We start from the raw sequence: 21,983 nt of genomic DNA, 5'->3' as shown, positions 1-21,983 counted from the left end.
AATAACTTTCAATCGTATTATTTGGATAATTTTAAAGCAATATTTTTGCTCCTTCAACAGCAATTGGGATTGAAAAAAGGGCTTCTTGTGATGTAAAGTTCAACAAGACCAATATTTTTCGACCATTTAGCTCTCTTAAATAAGCATAAATATTTTCATTTTCTTCGTCCAATAAAGTATAACTTCCATAAATGAGTATGGGTTCTTTTTTTCGTAATTGTACCAACTTTCTAAAATAATTTAAGGTAGAGTCAGCATCATTTTCTTGACTTTCGGCATTGATTGTTAAATGGTTAGGATGTACTTTTAGCCAAGGATTCCCTTCGGTAAAACCGGCATTGGGTGTGGCATTCCACTGAAATGGCGTTCTTCCGTTGTCTCTAGCTCCACCTGTTTTTTGGTCTTCAATGAATTGTTTTAAATCACCTCCTGTTTTTTGAAGCCTTTCATATTCTGCCAAAGTTTCGATATCACGGTAATCTTCAATTTTATCAAATTTTGCATTTACCATTCCTATTTCGTCACCATTGTAATAGTATGGAGTTCCTCTCATCGAAAGTAAAAATGTAGTCAAAAGCTTTGATGAAAATGACTGATATTCTGGTGCGTCATTTCCCCATCGAGAGGTCATTCTGGGTTGGTCGTGATTACCTAAATAAATGGTTCCCCAGCCTTTGGTTTGATATACTGCATCCCAATCTGAATAGATTTTTTTGAAATCAACTAATGAATAAGGACCCATTTTTTTGAAATAACCAGGGATATAACCCAAATTAGTGCCTTCAAAATGATAGCCCATATTCAATTCATTTCTGTCGGCATCTACAAAATTTAAAGCTGTTGAAGTTAGCATTCCTGCACCTTCTGCCAAAGATATACAGTCGTATTTGCTCAACACCTCACGGTTCATTTCTTGAAGATATTCGTGCAAATGAGGACCGCTACCCATATATACATCCCAACGACCTTGGTAATTTTTGTTTAATTCTTCTTGAGTAATTACTGGAAAGCTAGTGTCTTTAGAAATAAATGGAATGACATCCATTCTAAAACCGTCAATGCCTTTGTCTAGCCACCAACGCATCATACTGTAAATTTCTTGTCTAACTTTTGGATTTTCCCAATTTAAATCTGGTTGTTTGAAGTTGAAATAATGGAGGTAATACGAATCAGTTGTTTTGTCATAACGCCAGCCGCTTCCATCAGCTTCGAACGCTCCTGGACGAAAAGCTGGTTTCCCTTTTTCGGCAGGCCACCAATGATAGTAATCTCGGTAGGGATTGTCTCTAGATTTCCGACTTTCTTGAAACCATTTGTGTTCATCACTGCTATGATTAACAACTAAATCCATTACGAGTTTTATACCTCTTTGATGCAGACCTTTTAATAGTGCATCAAAGTCTTGCATAGTTCCAAATTCTTTCATAATATTTTGATAATCTGAAATATCATAACCATTATCAGCGTTTGGAGAACTATAGATTGGGTTTAGCCAAATGATGTCAACACCCAAACTTTTGATGTAATCTAGTTTCGAAATAATTCCTTTCAAATCACCCACACCATCTCCATCAGAATCTTTGAAACTACGTGGGTAAATTTGATAAACTACAGCCTCTTTCCACCATTTTTTATCAAGGGATGTTTTTTTTTTCTTGTGCAGTCATAGGGGCACAAATAATTGCTCTTACAATTGATAAGAGCAGTAAAATTGCATTGTTTTTTTTCATTGTAGTTCCTTTTATTTTAGTAATGGATGCATAAATTCATCGATTTCTTTTCGGGTTATTTTGGGGTTGGCTCCTTCGTGTGAAGCGACTAGGGCTCCTAAAGCACAGGCAAAATTCAATGCTTTTTGAGGATTGTTTTCTGTGATTAAAACGCTCAGTAATCCAGCCAAAAAGGAGTCTCCAGCGCCTACGGTATCGGCCACGGCGACTTGGTATCCGCTATTGTAATAGAATTGATTATTGGTAAATAAAACAGCGCCATGGCTCCCTTTGGTCACACAAATATTGTTGGTATTGGTTTTCTCGGCAATGAATTGTATGTTTTGTTCTAAGGAATGATAGGGAGAATCTAACAAATCGCTGATTTCGTACAATTCTTCGTCGTTGAATTTGATACAATCGGCTTCCATGAATAATGTTTCTAGTAATTCTTTTGAATAATAAGGAGCTCTTAAATTGACATCAAAAACTTTGAATTTTGATAAAGCAATATAATTGAGCAAACTTTGGTGTGAAATGGCATCTCTGCAAGCTAAACTGCCAAAAACAAAAACATCTGCTCCAATTACAGCTGTCTCTCCTTCTTGTGTGTATTTGATTTTGTCCCAAGCCGCGGGATAGTTGATGATATAAGTTGCTGAACCTTTTTCATTTAAATGCACAAAAACTTCCCCAGTTGGATGTGTGTGGTTGATTTGGATGGTTTGTGTTGAAATACCTGTTGGCGTGAGGTAGTCAAGTGCCTCTTTTCCATTTGAATCGTTGCCAATACAACTAATGATTTGCGTATTGATACCAAGGGATTTTAATCTTAGGGATACATTTAAGGGAGCACCGCCAATTTTTTTATGAATCGGAAAGATATCGAATAGGATTTCTCCAAAGCAAACTATGGATTTGGTGTTGGGTTGATTAATCATGAGTTTTCATTTTAGATTCAATTTCTTCAAGCGACAATCCTTTGGTTTCTGGCATCATAAAGAGTACAAAAACGAGTTGCAAGAGCATCATAAAGGCGAAAAAAGCAAAAATAGGCCAAGGATTTTCTTTGTAAATATCGATAACAATAGGTCCGACTAATGTGATTAATGCCGCAAAAATCCAGTGAATTCCTGTGCCAAAAGCTTGCCCGTTTGCCCGAACAGAATTGGGAAAAATTTCGGAAATGAAAACCCAGATTACAGCTCCTTGTCCGATAGCGTGAGATGCAATAAAAAGCATAATAGACAGCAATAAAACTACTGAGCCTAGTTGCGAATAGAAAGCAAAAGCCACCATAGTTAAGCTTATAATGTAGCCTAACGAGCCAATTAACATAAGTTGTTTTCGACCTAAAACATCTATTAAACGCATTCCGATTAGGGTAAAAACCAAATTGGTTACGCCAATCAAAATAGAATTAAACAAGGATTCTTTGGCTCCTAATCCTGCCATTTCGAGAATTTCTGGGGCATAATATAATATGAAATTAATGCCTGATAATTGATTGAAAAAAGCCAACAGAAAAGCCAGAAGAATGGGGAACTTATATTTTTTAGAAAAGAAGGAATCTGAAATTGCAGTTGTTGTTACGTCTTTTTTGATTTCATTAAAACTTTCTTTGGCCTGAGCAGGAGCATAAATCATTTCTAAAACTGCTAGACCCGCTTGGTCATCTTTTTTATTCAGAATAAGCCATCGAGGACTTTCAGGAATTCTAATGACAATGACGCTGTAAATCAATGCTGGTAAGGCAACAATGCCAATCATCCAACGCCAATCGTTGGCGCCGCCAAAGCCTTCGAAAAAATAGTTTGAAAAAAAGGCAATCAGTATTCCGAATACGATGTTAAACTGAAATAAGGTTCCCAATTTTCCACGATTTTCTGGACTTGAGATTTCCGAAATATAGATGGGAGCGGCTACCGAAGAGGCGCCAACGCCAATTCCGCCAATAAACCTAAAGAAAGAAAAAACATAAGGATTGGGAGCCAATGCGGAGCCTAGTGCCGAAACCAAAAACAAGATACCTATCCAAAGTAGCGTTTTTTTTCTACCCCATTTATCACACGGATAACCACCCAGAAGGGCGCCTAATACCGTTCCCCAAAGCGCCATTGACATAATGAAAACGCCATGAAACAATGGAGTGGTGTGCCATAATTCCTTTATAGGTAAATTGGCTCCAGAGATAACTACGGTGTCAAAACCAAATAAAAATCCAGCTACTGCAACAGTAAGTGACCAGTTTCTAACATTATTCATTCTTTGCTATTTTTTTAGGCCAAATACTGCTAATGCTAGTGATGGTAAAATCTTGCAGTTCTTGGTCTTCGGTTGATAAAATACTTAATTGAGTGTAGGGTTTTTGAGGGAAAATTTGTTCAGTGAAACTATACAATCCATCATTCAAGAAAAGCTCTATTGAGGACCAATCCAGAATGATTTGAAAGTCGATTTGATTAGCAATAAGTGCTGAAACGTTAGATTTATGAATGTCTTTCCCAAAGTTTTTTTCAAAGGCAACTTTTCCAGATTTTCGGCGGTCAATGCTAAACGTTTTTGATTTGGAGTTATAATGGAGCACTAACGAATCATTTACGTCATTGGAAAAAACCAATTGTAAGTCTTTGTTTGCTGCTTTGAATCGGATTTCGGATTGGTTAAAAGCGTCATATTTGAAATCGGTTTTTTGATTGGCTTTTAAGGGAATTTTTTTAGAGGTAAAAGCTGGTTTTTGGAGCTTTTTAAAAGCAGTTATAGGTTTGTTTTTCAGAAGATACTCTCCGTTTATTTTTGTCAGTTCAAGTGTTCTTGGCAGTGTCATGGCACTTCTCCAATTTTTGGTAGGTGTATTTCTGGCATATAACCAATTACTCATCCATCCTATGAAAATTCTTTGGTTATTGGGGGCATCATTATAGGTAACACCAGCATAATTATCAGTGCCAAAGTCAATCCATTTGGGTTCTTTTTGAGTGCTAGTAAATGTTTTTCCATCAAAATTCCCCACAAAGTATTGAGTGCCCGAACCTCCATTTGGAGCACCAGGATTGATGCTTATAATTAAAACCCATTTTTCTTCTCCGTTGCCATTTACTTTTAATTTGAAGATATCTGGACATTCCCAAACACCACCGTGGGCGCCATACTGTTTTCCAAATTCACTTTCTTTAGTCCAATCTATCAGGTTTTTTGAAGTGTAAAATTCTGCGTGATCACCTGCAACGAGTACCATGTTCCAGATGTTAGTTTCGTTGTTCCAAAAAACCTTAGGATCTCTAAAATCTTTTTTATCGGTGTTACTTATGATGGGATTTCGCTCGTATTTTTTCCAAGTTTCTCCTTCATCAAGGCTGTAAGCGAGCCCCTGAGATTGTGTATTTATTTTGCCTGCTTTTTCAAAAACCATATTATGATACGTAAAAATGGCTACCATTGGCGGATGTTCTTTGCTTCCCAATCCAGAAGTATTGTTGTAATCAATTACCGCACTTCCTGAGAAAATTAGTCCCAGCTCATCAGGAAATAAAGCTATTTTCTTGTGTTGCCAATGTAGTAAATCGGTACTTGTTGCGTGTCCCCAATGCATTGGTCCCCAAACAATATCTTCAGGATAGTACTGGTAGAACAAATGATAGACTCCTTTGTAAAATACCATTCCATTTGGGTCGTTCATCCATTTTTTTTGGGACGTAAAATGAAATTGTGGTCGATACGGTTCTAAAAATAGTTGGTCAGGATTAGAAGTCAGTTGAATAGCAGTAGGTATCGAGAATTCATTGTCTTTTACTTTCTGACATCCTATATTCAAGAGGCAAAGGAAAACAGGTATTAAATAAGTCTTTGGGAGTACTTTCATTTTTTTTAGTTTAACCATTCTATAAAAATAGAATTCCTTTTTCAAATTATGGAAGGGTAAAAAATCGAAAACGATTTCGATTTTTTCGAAAACGATTTCGATTCTGAATTGAGCGACTTAGTGGTAAAATGCAATTTTTTAAATGTAAATAATCTAAATTTGAAATTATTTTAACATTAAAAATATGAAATCAACAATCATTAAGGTTGCCGCTATTTTTCTTTTTAGTCCATTTTCTCAGGCTCAGACCCAATCCGACGAATGGAATTTGGTAGCGAATTCTCGAGACAATTATTATGGTGTGGCTATGGCCAATGGTCAAATTGGGATTGTTACGGATGCGACTCCGCTCAAAACCAAAGAAATCATTCTCAATGGGGTTTATGATGGTAGTCCAGAAAACGGTATCAGTAGAATTGTGCGGGGTATTGAATTTTTGAACTTGAGATTGGTAATCAATGGGGAAGAAGTGACGGCTTCGAATATAGATAAATGGGAACAAGTAGTTGCTATGAAAGAAGGAACAAGTACCACTTCGTTTCGATTTAAAGATGTGGCTACTATTGAGTATACTATTTTGGCGAATCGAGCTTTGCCTTTTTCTGCGATGGCGATAGTTAAAATTACTCCTTTAAAAAATATCGATGTGACTGTAGCCAATTATATGACAGTTCCTGATGAATTAAAACACGCCAAAAGACAATATAGAGTATTGAAAGACAACCAATATCTAATGCCTGTTTTTGGAACTACTGCACAAACTTTGACAGGTAAATATAAAGTCGCAGCGTCAACCACTTTTTTGTTTGATGGTGCTAGCGAAACTTTGGAGCCAAAAGGCGATGAAGTTGGTTTTTCTAAAAAATTAAGCAAAGGAAAAGGTTTTCGTTTTGCAATTGCTGGAGGAATTTGTACTTCAAAAGATGTTACAGACCCTTTGAATGAGTCCGAGAGACAACCTATTTATGCTTTGCAAGAAGGGATTGATAAATTGTTGTACAAACATAAAAAAGCTTGGGCTGATTTATGGAAATCAGGGGATATTCAAATAGAAGGAGATTTAGATGCGCAACAACGAGTGCGTTTTGCATTGTATAATTTGTATTCTTTTATTCGTCCAGATTCAAGACAAAGCATTGCTCCAATGGGATTGTCTTCGCAGGGATATAATGGTCATATATTTTGGGATACGGAGCTTTGGATGTTTCCGACTTTGTTAGTCTTACAACCAGAAATGGCTAAGTCGTGTTTGGATTATCGTTCTGACCGTTTGGCAAAAGCCAAGCAAAAAGCAACTATTTATGGTTATCAAGGAGCGATGTTTCCTTGGGAATCCGATGATACTGGTGAAGAAGCTACGCCGACTTGGGCATTAACTGGAATTTTCGAGCAACATATTACGGCAGATGTGTCTATTGCTTTTTGGAATTATTTTGCAATGACACAAAACCAATCTTGGTTGCGAAATGAATGGGAAGTTTTGAAACAAACAGCTAATTTTTGGGTCAGTAGAGCAGTAGAAAATTCGGATGGCAGCTATTCTATTCATAATGTGGTCGGTGCAGATGAATATGCTCAGCATGTTGATGATAATGCTTTTACCAATGCTTCTACAATAGAAAGTTTGAAAAACACCATTAAAGCGGCAAAAATTTTGAATGAAAAAGTGAATGAAGAATGGATTAAAGTTTCCGAAAAATTAGTGATTCATAAAGAAAATGGCATAACACAAAATTACAAAGGATACAAAGGACAAATGATAAAACAAGCAGATGTGAACTTGTTGGCTTATCCGTTGCATGTCATAACAGATAATGAACAAATCAAGAAGGATTTAGAATATTATGCTGATAAAATTGACAAGAAAGATGGCCCTGCAATGGCTTCTGGAGTTTTATCTGTTTTGTATGCCAGACTAGGAGATAGTGAGAAAGCGTATGAATATTTTGTAAAATCCTATTTGCCCAATAGTCGTCCACCATTTGGAGTGTTTTCAGAATCCGCCAATAGTAATAATCCTTATTTTGCTACAGGAGCTGGTGCAATGCTTCAAGCGGTAATTTATGGTTTTGGTGGGGTTGAGCAAACGGATAAAGGGTTGCAATTTAATAAAGGCATTTTGCCCAAAAAATGGAAATCTTTGAAAATTATTGGTATTGGAACCGATGAAAAAACAATTACCATTAATTAAATTAGTAAGAGTTGATTACTTAATTTTTAGTTTATAATCTGTTGATTTTATGAGGATAACAAGCGTTAAGTGTGTAATTTATATCAATTACTGTTTTTTATTGAATTATTCGTATAGTTTGTATTGATTTTGGTTATTTGGTTGTGTATTCAACAGATTGTTTTAGTATTCAAAACCGTAAAAAAAGAATTATATGTTTTTTTTAGCGGTTTTTTTTGTGCTTTATATAAAATAAATATTAAAAAAATGAAGTATCTATTTTAAAATCGAAAACGTTTTCGGCTTTACGAAAACGTTGTAGTTATGTTTTTTCTTAAATTTATCATAAAACATTGTGTAAGTTTGATTTGTATAATAAAAGCAATAACCAATTTTTAAAAAAATTATTAACCAACTTATTTATTACGTATGAAAAATAGTCTACTAAAAGGCTTGCTGATGTTTCTAACGGTTCTTTGCACAGGTATGGCCTATTCGCAAGAAATCAAAGGAAAAGTATCAGACGCCAGTGGCCCACTTCCTGGGGCCAATGTATTGGTAAAAGGAACCAGTATTTCAGCTCAAACCGATTTTGATGGAACTTTTATTTTAAGAAACGTTAGTTCAGACGCGGTTTTGGTATTTAGTTACATTGGTTTAAAGTCACAAGAAGTTAGTGCAGCTGGTAAGAGTGTTATCAATGTTGTCTTAAAAGACGACTCCGCTCAACTGAAAGAAGTAATTGTGGTTGGGTATGGAACTGTGAAAAAGAAAGATGCAACGGGAGCTGTGGATCAATTAAGTTCTAAACAATTTGATAATGTTGCTTCACCCTCTCCAGCACAGCTGTTAAGAGGTAAAGTTGCAGGTGTTCAAGTGACTCAATCTAGTGGGGAACCTGGTGCTGGTGTTGCTATTAGAGTACGTGGAAATTCATCTATCCGTTCAGGTAATGGCCCATTAATTGTTGTAGATGGTGTTCCACTAGATGGAGGTAACATATCTGCTGGTGGTGCTGATTTGTTGGGTACTTCATCATCAAGGAATCCGTTAAACTTTATCAATCAAAATGATATTGAAAGTATGTCTGTCTTAAAGGACGCATCAAGTACTGCTATTTATGGTTCTCGTGGTGCTAATGGTGTAATCGTTATTACAACTAAAAAGGGAAAATCAAATGTTCCGCAATTAGTGTATAATACATCTTTTCAGTTTAGTAAAATGTCTGGAAAGTTAGATGTTATGACAGGAGATCAATTTGCTGCAGCAGGAGGAGATGATAAAGGTTCACGATCTTACAATTGGAAGGATGCTGTGCTTAGAAATGGATTTTCTATGAATCACGACTTATCCTTTACAAAATCTACTGAGAATTCTAATACAAGAGTGTCATTTGGAGCTTCAAATACAGATGGAATTGTTAAAAAAACAGGTTTAGATCGTTACAATGTATCGATTTATAATTCAAATGATTTTTTTGGAGGGGCTTTAAAAGTAGAGTCTAGGGTGATTTACTCATCAGTTAGGGACGAAGCCACTTTATTGTCAAATAATGCAGGTTTTATTGGTAATGTAATTGGTACAGCTTTATATTGGAATCCAACGTTACCAATTAGAAATGCAAACGGTTCTTATAATGTGGTTGGAGATGATTATTTGAATCCTGTACAGTTATTAGATTCGTATACAGATTATACAAATACTAACAAATTATTAGGAAGTATTAATTCTACTTGGAAAATCACTAGTAAATTGAAATATCAATTTTTATTTGGCGTTGAGACTTCAAATTCAAGTAGAAAAAGTCAGTTGTTACCAACAATGGAAATATCAGGAAATCAATTTTCGGCCACTGTACCTGGAACATCTGAAGTAAAATATGGAGTTGCTAACATCAACAATCAAAATAAGTTTAATAAAACCTTTGAGCATACTTTAAATTATAACAATGATTTTGGAGATAATTTTAATTTAGATGCTTTAATAGGTTATTCTTATTACGATTATAATGCAGATGGTAATTCATCTAGCGGTAAAGGGTATGATGTAAATCAAGTTAATTTAATTGATAACATTGAGGGAGGTTTACAAAATGAATTTCGTGTAAGTTCATATAGAAATAGAGTAGAGTTGCAATCCTATTTTGGTAGAGTTAATGCTACAATTTACAAAAAAATAATTCTTACTGCTACATTACGTTCAGATGGATCGACTAAGCTAGGAGTTAATAATAAGTACGATTACTTCCCATCTGTGGGGGTTGCTTTTAAAGTTTTTGAAGACAAAGAAGGATTGTTAAATAGTTTTAAAATAAGAGGGAATTATGGTATAACAGGAAATCAAGAGTTTGCTCCAAACTCCGCAATTGCAAGAGCGGCATATGGCAACAACGGAAGCTTGGGTGTTGATACAAATTCAAATGCGGATTTAAAATGGGAAACTACAACTTCTTACGGAGTAGGTGCTGATTTTGAATTAATCAACAACAGATTATCTGGATCAATTGATTATTTCCAAAGAGACACAAAAGATTTAATTTTTCCAGTACCCTCTGCGGCTACTCAACCAGGTCCACCATCACCAAGATTTAAAAATTTACCAGGGAACCTTATCAATAAAGGGATAGAGCTGGCTTTAAATTATAAAGTAATTGATACAAAAGATTTTACTTGGGACGTTGCAGCCAATGCCTCATTCTTGAAAAATGAAGTAAAAAACTTTGCGGGATTTATTGCAACAGGAGGGTTAAATGGACAAGGATTAACTGATGCTTATACACAAGTTATTACGAATGATCGCCCAGCATATACATATTATTTGTATGAGTGGAGAGGATATGATAGTTCTGGAAATTCAATCTATGCAGATGCTGTAGGAAATGACACAGGACTTGGTACTGCTGCTAAAAAATTATTAGATAAACAGCCTTTACCGAAAATAAATGTAGGATTTACTACAAACTTAGCTTACAAAGGATTTGATGCTTCAGCTTCTTTTTACGGTGCATTTGGTCATTATATTTACAATAATACTTCAAATGCATATTTTTTCAAGGGAGCTTTCTTAGGTGGTAGAAATACAACACAAGAAGCTGCAACATCTCCACAAGCACAAGGAGATCCGAACTCTCCATCAACAAAGTATTTAGAAAAAGGAGATTTTTTAAGATTAGGTAATTTAACTTTTGGTTACACTGTTAATTCTCTTGATAGATTTAGCATTAAATCAGCTCGTTTTTTTGTAAATGCATCTAATTTGTTTGTAATAACAAGTTATTCAGGTGCTGATCCAGAGGTAGATACTGATAAATCTCTTAATGGTGTTCCTTCTGCGGGTATGGAGTATTTATCTTATCCAAGAGAGAGAAGTATATCACTTGGACTTAATGTAACATTTTAATTAAAAACAGGATGAAAAGAATAAATTTTATAAAAAGCGTCTTATTTACAAGTACAGTCCTATTAGGAGTAAGTTGTACGAATTTAGATGAAGAAGTTTTAGATGGTGTAGTTATTAGCAACACAGGTGGTTCAACCGTAAACTCAGCCTCGATTTTAGTAAGTGCTTATGAAGGTCTAAGGGGATTCCAAGATCAAGATAAAATGTTTGCACTTGATGAAATGTCAACAGATGCTCTAGTAGGTCCTACTAGAGGAGGTGACTGGGATGATAACGCTAAATGGAGACAATTACATACTCATACCTGGGCACCAGATAATATTGAAATTAGAAATGCTTGGAATTCACTTTTATCTCAGGTGCACAATTGTAATCTTGTTATTGATAATGGTACTCCAGCACAAGTTTCTCAAGCACGTTTTTTGAGAGCATTCTATTATTATAACGTTATTGATTTATTTGGTCAAGTTCCATATAGAGAAAAAGGCAGTTCATTAGAAGCAGATCCTAAGGTTTGGACAAGAGAGGAGGCTACGAATTTTGTAATTACTGAGTTAGAAGCTATTATTGGTAGTTTACCAGCTAGAGTAGCTGGAGACGCAAGTATTGCTAATGTTGATGCAGCACATTTTTTATTAGCTAAACTTTATCTTAATAAAGGGGTGTTTACTGCAGCTGATCCTGCAGGACCATACACATTTGCACCTGCCGATATGACAAAAGTTGTAACTCATGTTGACGCTATTAATTCATCATTAGCGACTGATTATTGGGATAACTTCAAGCCTGAAAATAATACATCTCCAGAGATTTTGTTTTCTTCAAAAAATACAAGAGGAGGACAAGGTGGTGGGATACAATCTCGCTGGAGAATGGGTATGCATTACCAACAAACACCAGATGGATGGAATGGTTTTGCTACAGTGGCAGAGTATTACAATAAGTTCAATCCAAATGATAGACGTATAAAAAACGCAGATCAATATATCTTAGATGATTTTGGAAACAATGTTGGTTTTCAAGTGGGTCAAATGAAAAATGGTAAGAATAGAGATGAAAATGGAAAAGACAAAGATGCTAATGGTGTACCATATACAAATATTCCAGCAGGTACAGTAAATCTAAAAGATAGAAAAGGAAATCCATTGGTTTATACAGCAGCACTTACCTTGATAACTGGAGGAACAACACTTGAAACTGCAGGAATTAGAAGTCAAAAGTATATTCCAGATGCTGCAAATTTAAATACTCCTGAAAACGATTATGCGTTGATGCGTTATTCTGATGCATTGTTAATGAAAGCTGAGGCAATCTTAAGAGGAGGAACTGGTACTAATGATTTAACAAAATTGAATCAAATGATATCCAGAACAACGGTTGCTGGCACGGTACCAACAACTCTTGATGCAATTTATACAGAAAGAGGTAAAGAATTGTGGTATGAAGGATGGAGAAGAAACGATATGATCCGTTTTGGTAAGTTTTTAGAGGCTAGAGAATTGAAACCGTATGTATCTGATAAAAGATATATTTTATTTCCTATACCAGCAGATGCTTTGTTTAATGCAAATCTTAAACAAAACTCTGGTTATTAAAATATTTTGATTTAGATTGAATTTTGTTTTGTGTTAGTTTAGAAAGAGGGTAGTGATACCCTCTTTTTCTTTAAAAGTATTTTTGTAAGTTGTTTTTTTTTACATATTAATTCTATAAATTACGTGTCTATAAGGAACTTACAAAATAATTAAAACCTACTCCCTATTATGTTGCAACGATTATTTCTATTTGCTATTGTAACACTTTTTTTCTCGAATTGTTCCAAGGTTAAAACGGATACTTTATTCACCCAATTACCTTCTTCAGACACAGGTATTGATTTCATTAATGAAGTCAAAAATGGTGAAGAGATGAACATTTTTAAATACCGAAATTTTTATAATGGAGGCGGAGTTGCAATTGGTGACATCAACAATGATGGGCTTTCAGATGTATACTTTACTTCCAATTTAGGCAAAAACAAACTCTATCTCAACAAGGGCAATTTTAAGTTTGAAGACATCTCGTTAAAAGCAGGAGTTGAAGGAACAAAAGTATGGTCAACAGGTGTCGTAATGGTCGATGTTAATGCCGATGGATTACTAGATATTTATGTTTGTAATGCTGGGAATAGTAAAGGGAGTCAACAAAATAATGAGCTTTTCATTAACAATGGGAACCTAACATTTACCGAAAAAGCTGAAGAATATAATCTTGCGGATACTGGAATTACAACACACGCCGCTTTTTTTGATTATGATAAAGATGGTGATTTAGATGTTTACATTCTCAATAACAGCTTTATCCCGGTTAGCAGCTTGAATTATTCTAATAAAAGAGAACTACGCGATAAAGATTGGGATGTAGCCGATATTCTTAAAGGAGGAGGTGATAAATTATTACGAAACGACAGTGGAAAGTTCGTAGACGTGAGTGAAGCGGCAGGTATTTACGGAAGCTTGATAGGTTTTGGCCTAGGAGTAACAGTGGGTGATGTAAATGGGGATTTGTTCCCAGATATCTATATATCGAATGATTTTTATGAAAGAGACTATTTGTACATCAACAATAAAAATGGAACTTTTTCAGAGAAAATTCAGGATTGGACCTCACACATTAGTCAATCCTCGATGGGTGCAGATATGGCCGATATTAACAACGATGGTAAAGCGGATATCTTTGTAACAGATATGTTACCAGAACCAGATGACCGATTGAAAACAACCACAAGTTTTGAGAATTACGATTTGTTTACCCGAAAATTAAATCTTGATTTTTACAATCAATACATGCAAAATACCTTGCAGGTGAATAATGGGAATCAACAATTCAGCGAGATTGCCAATTATGCAGGAGTAGCTAAAACAGATTGGAGCTGGGGCGCTTTGTTGTTCGATATGGACAATGATGGTTTAAAAGATATTTACGTTTGTAATGGTATTTTTCATGACTTAACCAACCAAGATTTTATGGACTTTTTTGCGAATGAATTGATGCAAAAAATGGTCATTACTGGTAAAAAAGCAGAAATTGAAACGATTATCAATAAAATGCCAAGTACACCAATACCTAATTATTCTTTCAAAAATAACACTAATCTTACTTTTTCGAATCAAACACAAAATTGGGGATTGGATACACCTAGTTTTTCTAATGGGGCAGCCTACGGTGATTTAGACAATGATGGCGATTTAGATTTGGTCGTAAATAATGTCAACATGGAAGCCTTTGTTTATAAGAACAATGCTGAAAAGAATAAACAAAACCATTTCGTTAAAGTCAAATTAAAGGGTGACCAACAAAATAAATTTGCAGTTGGAAGCACCGTAGAATTGTTTTCTGGTTCCGAAATTTTACGACAAGAGCTCATTCCTTCTCGCGGTTTTCAATCGTCTATAGATTATACGATGACATTCGGAATAGGAACTAAAAAAATAGATTCCTTACAAGTCATTTGGCCTAACGGGAAAATGCAAACCATTAAAAAAGTAGTAAACAATAGTACGATTCAATTGAATATTCTGGACACGAAGTCCGATTTTGTAGTTAAAAATAAAGTTGTAAAACCCTTGTTTTCCGAAACGAAAACTACATTCATAGCACATAAAGAAAACAGTTTTATCGACTTTGACTACGAAGGCTTGATTTCCAAAATGATTTCTCAAGAAGGACCAGCTTATGCTGTTGCAGACTTAAATGGAGATGGAAATGAAGATGTATTTATTGGCGGAGCCAAAGGTCAAGCTGCTCAAGTTTATTTTAATAAAGGGAATGGAGTTTTTACTTTAATTACCCAAAAAGATTTGCAAAAAGATGCCAATTTTGAGGATACCGCAGCTGCTTTTTTTGATGCCGACAAGGATGGCGATATGGATTTATTAGTGGGTTCTGGAGGAAATGAAAAAGCCGATCAAGCCAATTACAAAAACAGATTGTACTTGAATAACGGAAAAGGCATTTTTACAAAAAGTACAACAGCTCTTCCAACAACAAATAATAATGTGGCCGTGGTTGCTCCTTATGATTTTGATAATGACGGCGATAACGATGTTTTTATTGGAAGCCGAAGTGTACCGGGGATTTATGGCATTGACCCAAAACATTTATTGTTAGAGAATGATGGCAAAGGAAATTTCACCAATGTGATTGATAAAAAAGCTTTTAAAATCAATACCTACGGAATGATTACCGATGCCGTTTGGGAAGATATTGATAACGACTCCAAAAAAGATTTGATTTTGGTTGGGGAATGGAATGCACCCGTGATTTTCAAAAATACAGGTCGAAGATTGACTACTTTTTCATCTAATTTGACCGAATGGAGTGGATTTTGGAATACAGTAGAGTGTGTAGATTTGAATAATGATGGAAAAAAAGATTTGATTCTAGGCAATAAAGGAACGAATACTTCTTATAAAGCGACCAAGGAAAAACCAATGAAATTGTTTATCAATGATTATGATAACAACGGGACAATAGAGCAAATTACTACTCAAACCATTGATAGTAAAGATGTACCCTTGCATTTGAAACAAGAATTGGCCAAACAAATTCCAATGATTAAAAAGAAAAACTTGAGCTATACCGATTATTCTAAAAAGACGTTTCAAGAGCTTTTTGATACAGAAGTAATCAATAATTCGGTTCAAAAAACAGCCAAAATGCAAGAAAGTTGTATTGCCATTAACAAAGGAAATGGCAAGTTCGAAATTCAAGTTTTGCCCAAAGAAGTGCAGTTTTCAAGTGTTAATGCTATAGCAACTATGGATGTCAATAAAGATGGAATACTAGACTTGGTACTTGGAGGGAATCAATATCCTTTTAAACCTCAATTTTCTAGATTAGATGCCAATTTTGGTAGTGTGCTTTTAGGAAGCAAACAAGGGAAATTTACTTGGGTTCCTTATCCAAAATCAGGATTTTTTATTAGAGGGGAAGTCAAGCATTTACAAGTTATCAAGAACAAGAACAATACGACAGCAGTTTTGGCTGTACTCAATAACAACGCGCCTAAACTTTTTATAAGCAATGAATAATTTTTTAAAAATTGGTCTAGCCTCATTAATGTTGACGGCATGTTCCCAAAAAGAAGCACCACTTTTTGATAAACTCGACCCTACGGAAAGCAATATTACTTTCAAAAATGAGCTAATTGAGTCTAAGAATATTTCGATATTAGATTATCTCTATTATTACAATGGAGGTGGAGTGGCATTAGGCGATATCAATAACGACGGCTTAGTAGATGTGTATTTTACTTCCAATCAAGGGAAAAATAAATTGTATCTCAACAAAGGGAACAACAAATTTGAAGATATTTCAGCTAAGGCGGGTGTAGAAGGACAAAGCGATTGGAATGCAGGTACTGTAATGGCCGATGTAAATGGTGATGGATATTTAGATATCTATGTGTGTGCGGTTGTTGGTATCAACGGATTTGAAGGCCAGAACGAACTTTTTATCAATAATAAAAACAACACGTTTACAGAAAGCGCTGCGGAGTACGGTTTAGATTTAGACAATTACAGTTCATCTGCTGCATTTTTGGATTACGATCTAGATGGCGATTTGGATATGTATTTGTTAAATCATGCGGTGCACTCTGAAGCTTCATTTGGTAATGCCAATATTAGGAACAAAAGAAGTTATGAATGTGGTGATAAATTGTTCCGAAATGATAACGGCAAATTTGTTGACGTTAGTGAAAAGGCGGGCATTTTTGGCGGAGCCAATGGGTATGGTTTAGGAATAGCGGTTTCGGATTTTAATTTGGATGGTTATCCAGATATTTACATCGGAAATGATTTTCATGAAGACGATTATTATTATTTGAATAATGGTGATGGTACGTTTACCGAAAGTTTGAAACAGTTTTTCGGACATACTAGCCGATTCTCAATGGGCGTAGATGTTGCCGATGTGAATCATGATGGTTTCCCAGATATTTTAAGTTTAGATATGTTACCCGAAGACGAAAAAGTATTAAAAGCTTCTTTGGGAGATGATAACGTCCAAATGCTGAAAGTACGTACTGAAAAATTAGGCTATCATTATCAATATACTCGTAATATGTTGCAAATAAATCAAGCTGGAAAGCATTATACAGAGACAGCGCTTTTAAGTGGAGTTGCTGCTACAGATTGGAGCTGGAGTGCCCTTTTTGCTGATTACGATCAAGACGGTGAACAAGATATTTTTGTTGCTAACGGAATACCCAAACGCCCTAATGACCTTGATTATGTAAAGTATTATTCTAATGATCAAATAAAGAGCAAGCTCAATACCACTAAGCTTCTTGACAAGGAAGCTCTTAAAAAAATGCCTGCAGGAAATGTTACGAATTACATTTTTCAAGGCAGTACCGATTTAATCTTTAAAAACCGTTCCAAAGATTGGATAGAAAATGACACTATCATTTCTAATGGAAGTGGTTATGCTGATATTGATAATGATGGGGATTTAGACATTATCACCAACAATACAAACACTGTAGCTACAATTTATAAGAATACTACAGATAAGAAAGCGAATTTTTTAAAAATAAAATTGCGTTTTGAAGGAAAAAATACTTTTGGAATTGGTGCTAAAGTTATTTCATATGTCAAAGGTCAAAAACAATTCAAAGAGTTGCAAACCACTAGAGGGTTTCAATCTTCCTCTGAGCCTATGCTGCATTTTGGCTACGGAAAAATAAACACTATTGATTCGTTAGTGGTGATTTGGCCTGACAAAACGTATCAAACACTAAAAAAGGTAAAAGTAAATCAAGCGCTAACTATAAGTGCTAATAAAAACAGAAAAGTATTTGATTACCAATTGCTTCATCCAAAAGTGGAGCCCGTTTTGCAAAAGGTAAAAGGAAACTTAGGGATTGATTTTGTGCATGAAGAAAATGATTTTATTGATTTTATGGCTCAAAAATTAATTCCTTATCAACGTTCAGATCGCGGCCCTGCAACTGCCATCGGAGATTTGAATGGAGATGGGAGAGAAGATGTGTTTTTTGGAGGAGCTAAAGGAAAATCAGCTCAGATTTATATGCAAGGCGAAAAAGGATTTGTGAAAAAATCTTTTATTGATGTTGTAAAAGATTCTATCTATGAAGATGCCTCCGCAGTTATTGCTGATTTTAATGGAGATAAAAATAACGATTTGTATGTTGCCTCGGGTAATGGAGAGAATGCTCAAAATCTAGAAGATAGATTGTATTTAGGCAATCAGTTACAAAAAGCAGTTTTACCATTAATTCGCCAAAACGCCTCGGTTGTAAGAGCTTTTGACTATGATTATGATGGAGATTTGGATCTTTTTGTTGGAAATAATTCGCAATACAATCGTTTTGGAAGCACACCCGATTGTTATTTATTAAAGAATACCAAAGGTAAATTTACCGTAGACCAAACCAAAACATTCAGCAAAATAGGAATGGTTACCGACGCTGTTTTTACCGATTTTAATTCCGATGGTCAAACCGATTTGATTGTAGTAGGAGAATGGATGCAACCCACTTTTTTTGCCAATAAAAAAGGAAAATTTACCAATGTTACCACTGCTGTTTCCTCTTCTAATAATAATGGACTTTGGCAAACTATTCTCCCTTTTGATATTGACCACGATGGCGATTTCGATTATTTGCTTGGCAATTGGGGAATGAATTCAAAATTCAACGCGTCTGAGACTTATCCATTAAAAATGTATTATGACGATTTTGATAATAATGGGGCTTTTGAAACTATTGTAGCAAAAGAGAAGAACGGAAAGTATTACACTACCATGGGATTAGATGAATTGACAGAGCAATTTAGTGGTATGCTCAAGAAAAAATTCAATAGTTATCAATCATTTGCTGGTAAAACAGTCGAAGAGATTTTTGACCCTGCGATGCTGGCTATTGCAAAACAATATGAGGTACATACATTGCAATCGGGCTATTTAAAAAACAATAAAGGAAAATTTGTTTTTGTTCCTTTTTCGAACGCAATGCAAGTGGCGCCAATAACAAGTTTTGTTGCTGGTAATTTTGTCGGAGATGCTAAACCAGAAGTGTTTGCTGCTGGGAATTACTTTGGAGTTTCTCCTTACCACAGCCGATTTGACGGTTTCTCAGGTGCCTTAATCATTGACCAAAAAACAATGCTTTTAGGACACCAATTAGGTATTGATTTGACTCAAAAAGCAGTACGTCATCTAGACATTCTCTCGGTTAAGAATCAAAATTATTTATTGGTCACTATCAATAACAAACCCGCAGAAGTCTATCAAATATATACTAAAAAATAATAAACCAAATTTATAAATTGATTCAAATGAAATCTTCAATTTTAACCCTGTTGTGTGTTTTTTTTATTGCTGTTTCTTGTCAAAAGGAAAAAGCAATAACAATTACCTCAAATGATTATTGTGCAGCTGTTGATACGGTAACTGGAATTATGGTTCATGATATTTTTTCGCCACCGGTAGCGAGTAGAATCTATGTTTATCCTAATGTTGCGGCTTATGAGATTATGGTGCAAAACAGTAAAGAGTATCAAAGTCTACAAGGGCAATTAAAAGGCTTGGATTCTATTCCAGTTTTAGACCCTAAAAGCGGAGTCAATGTTCCGTTGGCGGCCTTAATTGCTCAGATGGAAGTGAGTAAAAAACTCGTTTTTTCTGAAGAAGCTATTGAGAAATACCGCGATAGTTTGTACGCAAAATGGAGTGATGAAAATGAAAAAGAATTTGAAGTTTCTAAGGAATATGCACTAAAAGTGGTTGACCGTATTGCAAAATGGATGGGAAAAGACAACTACAAAGAAACAAGAACGATGCCTAAATATTCGGTTCATGCTGACCAACCGGCTCGTTGGCAACCCACACCACCCGCTTACATGGATGCAGTTGAACCACATTGGGGGAAAATTAGAACCTTAGTAATGGACTCATCAGCTCAGTTTAAGCCCAAAGCACCTTTTCCTTTTTCTACGGATAAAAACTCAGATTTTTATAGAGAAGCAAAAGAAACTTATGACGTAGGGAATAAGATTTTTAAGGATTTATTGGCTATGGAAAAGAGCAAAAGCACTACAATTCCAGAAGAATCTGCTATAGCAACTTTTTGGGATTGCAATCCGTATGCTACCGTGACACAAGGGCACATGATGTTTGCGAAAAAGAAGAATACACCCGATGCGCACTGGATAAATATTGCCAAAATAGCGTGTAAAACCGCAAAAACAGATTTTAATAAAACGGTTTTTGTGTATACCAAAACATCAATTGGTGTTTTCGAATCGTTCATCAGCTGTTGGGACCAAAAGTTCAAAACCAATGTAGTGCGACCAGAAACCTATATCAATCAATACATAGACGAAAACTGGAAGCCACAATTGCAAACGCCTCCTTTTCCAGAGTATACTAGTGGGCATTCAGTTTTATCAGCCTGTTCTGCCGAGATTTTGACGGCAATTTTCGGAGATAATTTTGCGTATGTAGACGATTCTGAGATTCCGTTTGGGTTGCCCAAAAGGAAATTTACGTCTTTTAAACAAGCGGCCGACGAAGCATCGATGAGTAGGTTATATGGCGGAATTCATTACCGTGCAGCAATTGTAAACGGAGTGGAGCAAGGAAAAATGATTGGTAAGTTCATCAATAGTAAATTAAAAATGACCAAGTAAGGCGATGAAGAAGAAAATTGGTATTTTTTGTAGTGTTGTGCTGTTTCTTTTTTTGGGATGGTATTTTGGCATTAAAGCATCGGATTATACGATTACATTTACCGCAAAAGCAGCTTCTGGAACTGTTTTTCAAGGCATACAAGAATGGTCAAATATTCAAAAACAAAAGCGAAAAGAGCATTTTACTGTAGTTGAAAAAAATAATTTTGATTACCTAAAACAGCAGATGACTGTTGGAGATACTGCCTATACTTATGTTTGGGGAATTACTCCTTTGAACGACTCAGTGTCTAAAGTAAGTGTGGGAATCAATGAAATTGGGAAGAGTTGGTACAACAAAATCACAGCTCCCTTTTTTGCGACCAAATTTAAAACCGAGCAAATTAGGAAAGTCAAAGATTTGCGCGAAGGGTTGAATGAGCATCTCAAAAAATTGAAAGTTAGAATTGACGGAGAAGGCACTTCAAAGCCAGTATATGTTGCTTACATTCAACTCAAAAGTGTGTTGCAAGAAAAAGCACAAACGATGATAGGAAATGATGCTACAATTACTGGATTTTTATATACCCATAATATTAAAATCGTTGACCGACCTTATGTAGAAATTGTTGATTGGAATTTGGATACAGAAGCAATCGTTTTTAATTATTGTTTTCCAATTGACCCTTCGACAAAAGTGATTGCTGACGCTAATGTGAAATTCAAAACGATTCCTGCGCTGAAAGGTCTTAAGGCAACTTATTATGGTAATTTTAGAACGTCTGACAGAGCTTGGTTTGCTTTGATGGATTATGCTAAAAAACACGATTTGAAACTACAAAACAAAGTGTTGGAACATTTTCTTACGAATCCGTTCAACGGAGGAGAAGAACTAGACTGGGAAACCCAAATTATTATGCCTTACGAAGTAGAGTAGTTTTTTCTCTTTTCACACCCATTTCCTCCTAAAATCAACATATTCGAAAACGTTTTCGGTTCTTCTGAAAACGTTTTTTGTTGTAAATCAGTGTGCTATTGATAGATTACGATTAAATTTCGGTTTTTAATTTGATTTCGAGTTAGAAGTGATGCCCAAAAACGAAACCATCTTTCTCTTTAGCCCCGACAGTAGCGGCATCCTTTGCTTTTTTCCTTTAAAAAAGCAAAGA

11 protein-coding genes are annotated in these 21,983 nt (G+C 35.3%); 7 read left to right on the top strand and 4 right to left on the bottom strand.

All coding sequences use genetic code 11. The annotated features are described in order from the left end of the window. Nucleotides 1-31: 31 nt before the first annotated feature. The 4 genes from O9307_RS12220 to O9307_RS12205 form a co-directional block, all read right to left on the bottom strand. A complete protein-coding gene (locus tag O9307_RS12220; protein WP_298299737.1) occupies nt 32-1,561 on the bottom strand; it encodes an alpha-glucosidase in 1,530 nt (509 codons plus the stop codon). Nucleotides 1,562-1,741: 180 nt separating this feature from the next. Then, a complete protein-coding gene (locus O9307_RS12215) occupies nt 1,742-2,650 on the bottom strand; it encodes a carbohydrate kinase (protein WP_298299734.1) in 909 nt (302 codons plus the stop codon). Continuing rightward, on the bottom strand, nt 2,643-3,974 hold the full coding sequence (locus O9307_RS12210) for a sugar porter family MFS transporter (RefSeq protein WP_298299732.1): 1,332 nt from the start codon (nt 3,972-3,974) through the stop codon (nt 2,643-2,645). Before O9307_RS12210 ends, O9307_RS12215 begins: the two co-directional genes overlap by 8 nt. Continuing rightward, complete coding sequence (locus O9307_RS12205) at nt 3,967-5,571, bottom strand: glycoside hydrolase family 32 protein (RefSeq protein ID WP_298299730.1); 1,605 nt, start codon at nt 5,569-5,571, stop codon at nt 3,967-3,969. The genes O9307_RS12210 and O9307_RS12205 overlap by 8 nt, the downstream gene beginning before the upstream one ends. A 184-nt stretch (nt 5,572-5,755) precedes the next feature. On the opposite strand from O9307_RS12205, the gene O9307_RS12200 reads away from it, so the two are divergent. The 7 genes from O9307_RS12200 (at nt 5,756) to O9307_RS12170 (ending at nt 21,751) form a co-directional block, all read left to right on the top strand. Further along, nucleotides 5,756-7,762 (top strand): glycoside hydrolase family 65 protein, encoded by a 2,007-nt coding sequence (locus tag O9307_RS12200; protein WP_298299728.1) that lies wholly within the window; start codon nt 5,756-5,758, stop codon nt 7,760-7,762. A gap of 408 nt (nt 7,763-8,170) precedes the next feature. Then, on the top strand, nt 8,171-11,140 hold the full coding sequence (locus tag O9307_RS12195) for a SusC/RagA family TonB-linked outer membrane protein (protein ID WP_298299726.1): 2,970 nt from the start codon (nt 8,171-8,173) through the stop codon (nt 11,138-11,140). Between the two features lie 11 nt (nt 11,141-11,151). Next, a complete protein-coding gene (locus O9307_RS12190; RefSeq protein ID WP_366100517.1) occupies nt 11,152-12,735 on the top strand; it encodes a RagB/SusD family nutrient uptake outer membrane protein in 1,584 nt (527 codons plus the stop codon). 168 nt (nt 12,736-12,903) lie between these two features. Next, entirely contained in the window at nt 12,904-16,212 is a 3,309-nt protein-coding gene (locus tag O9307_RS12185; protein ID WP_298299721.1) for a VCBS repeat-containing protein, read from the top strand. Continuing rightward, a complete protein-coding gene (locus tag O9307_RS12180) occupies nt 16,205-19,456 on the top strand; it encodes a VCBS repeat-containing protein (RefSeq protein WP_298299718.1) in 3,252 nt (1,083 codons plus the stop codon). The genes O9307_RS12185 and O9307_RS12180 overlap by 8 nt, the downstream gene beginning before the upstream one ends. Before the next feature lie 26 nt (nt 19,457-19,482). Continuing rightward, nucleotides 19,483-20,835, top strand: a complete 1,353-nt coding sequence (locus tag O9307_RS12175; protein WP_298299715.1) for a vanadium-dependent haloperoxidase — start codon at nt 19,483-19,485, stop codon at nt 20,833-20,835. Nucleotides 20,836-20,839: 4 nt separating this feature from the next. Then, nucleotides 20,840-21,751 (top strand): hypothetical protein, encoded by a 912-nt coding sequence (locus O9307_RS12170; protein WP_298299711.1) that lies wholly within the window; start codon nt 20,840-20,842, stop codon nt 21,749-21,751. Nucleotides 21,752-21,983 lie beyond the last annotated feature (232 nt).

This window comes from Flavobacterium sp. (genome assembly GCF_027531905.1).
Classification (GTDB): Bacteria; Bacteroidota; Bacteroidia; order Flavobacteriales; family Flavobacteriaceae; genus Flavobacterium.
Note: the sequence above shows the minus strand (reverse complement) of the source record. Positions and strands in the feature narration are given on the sequence as shown.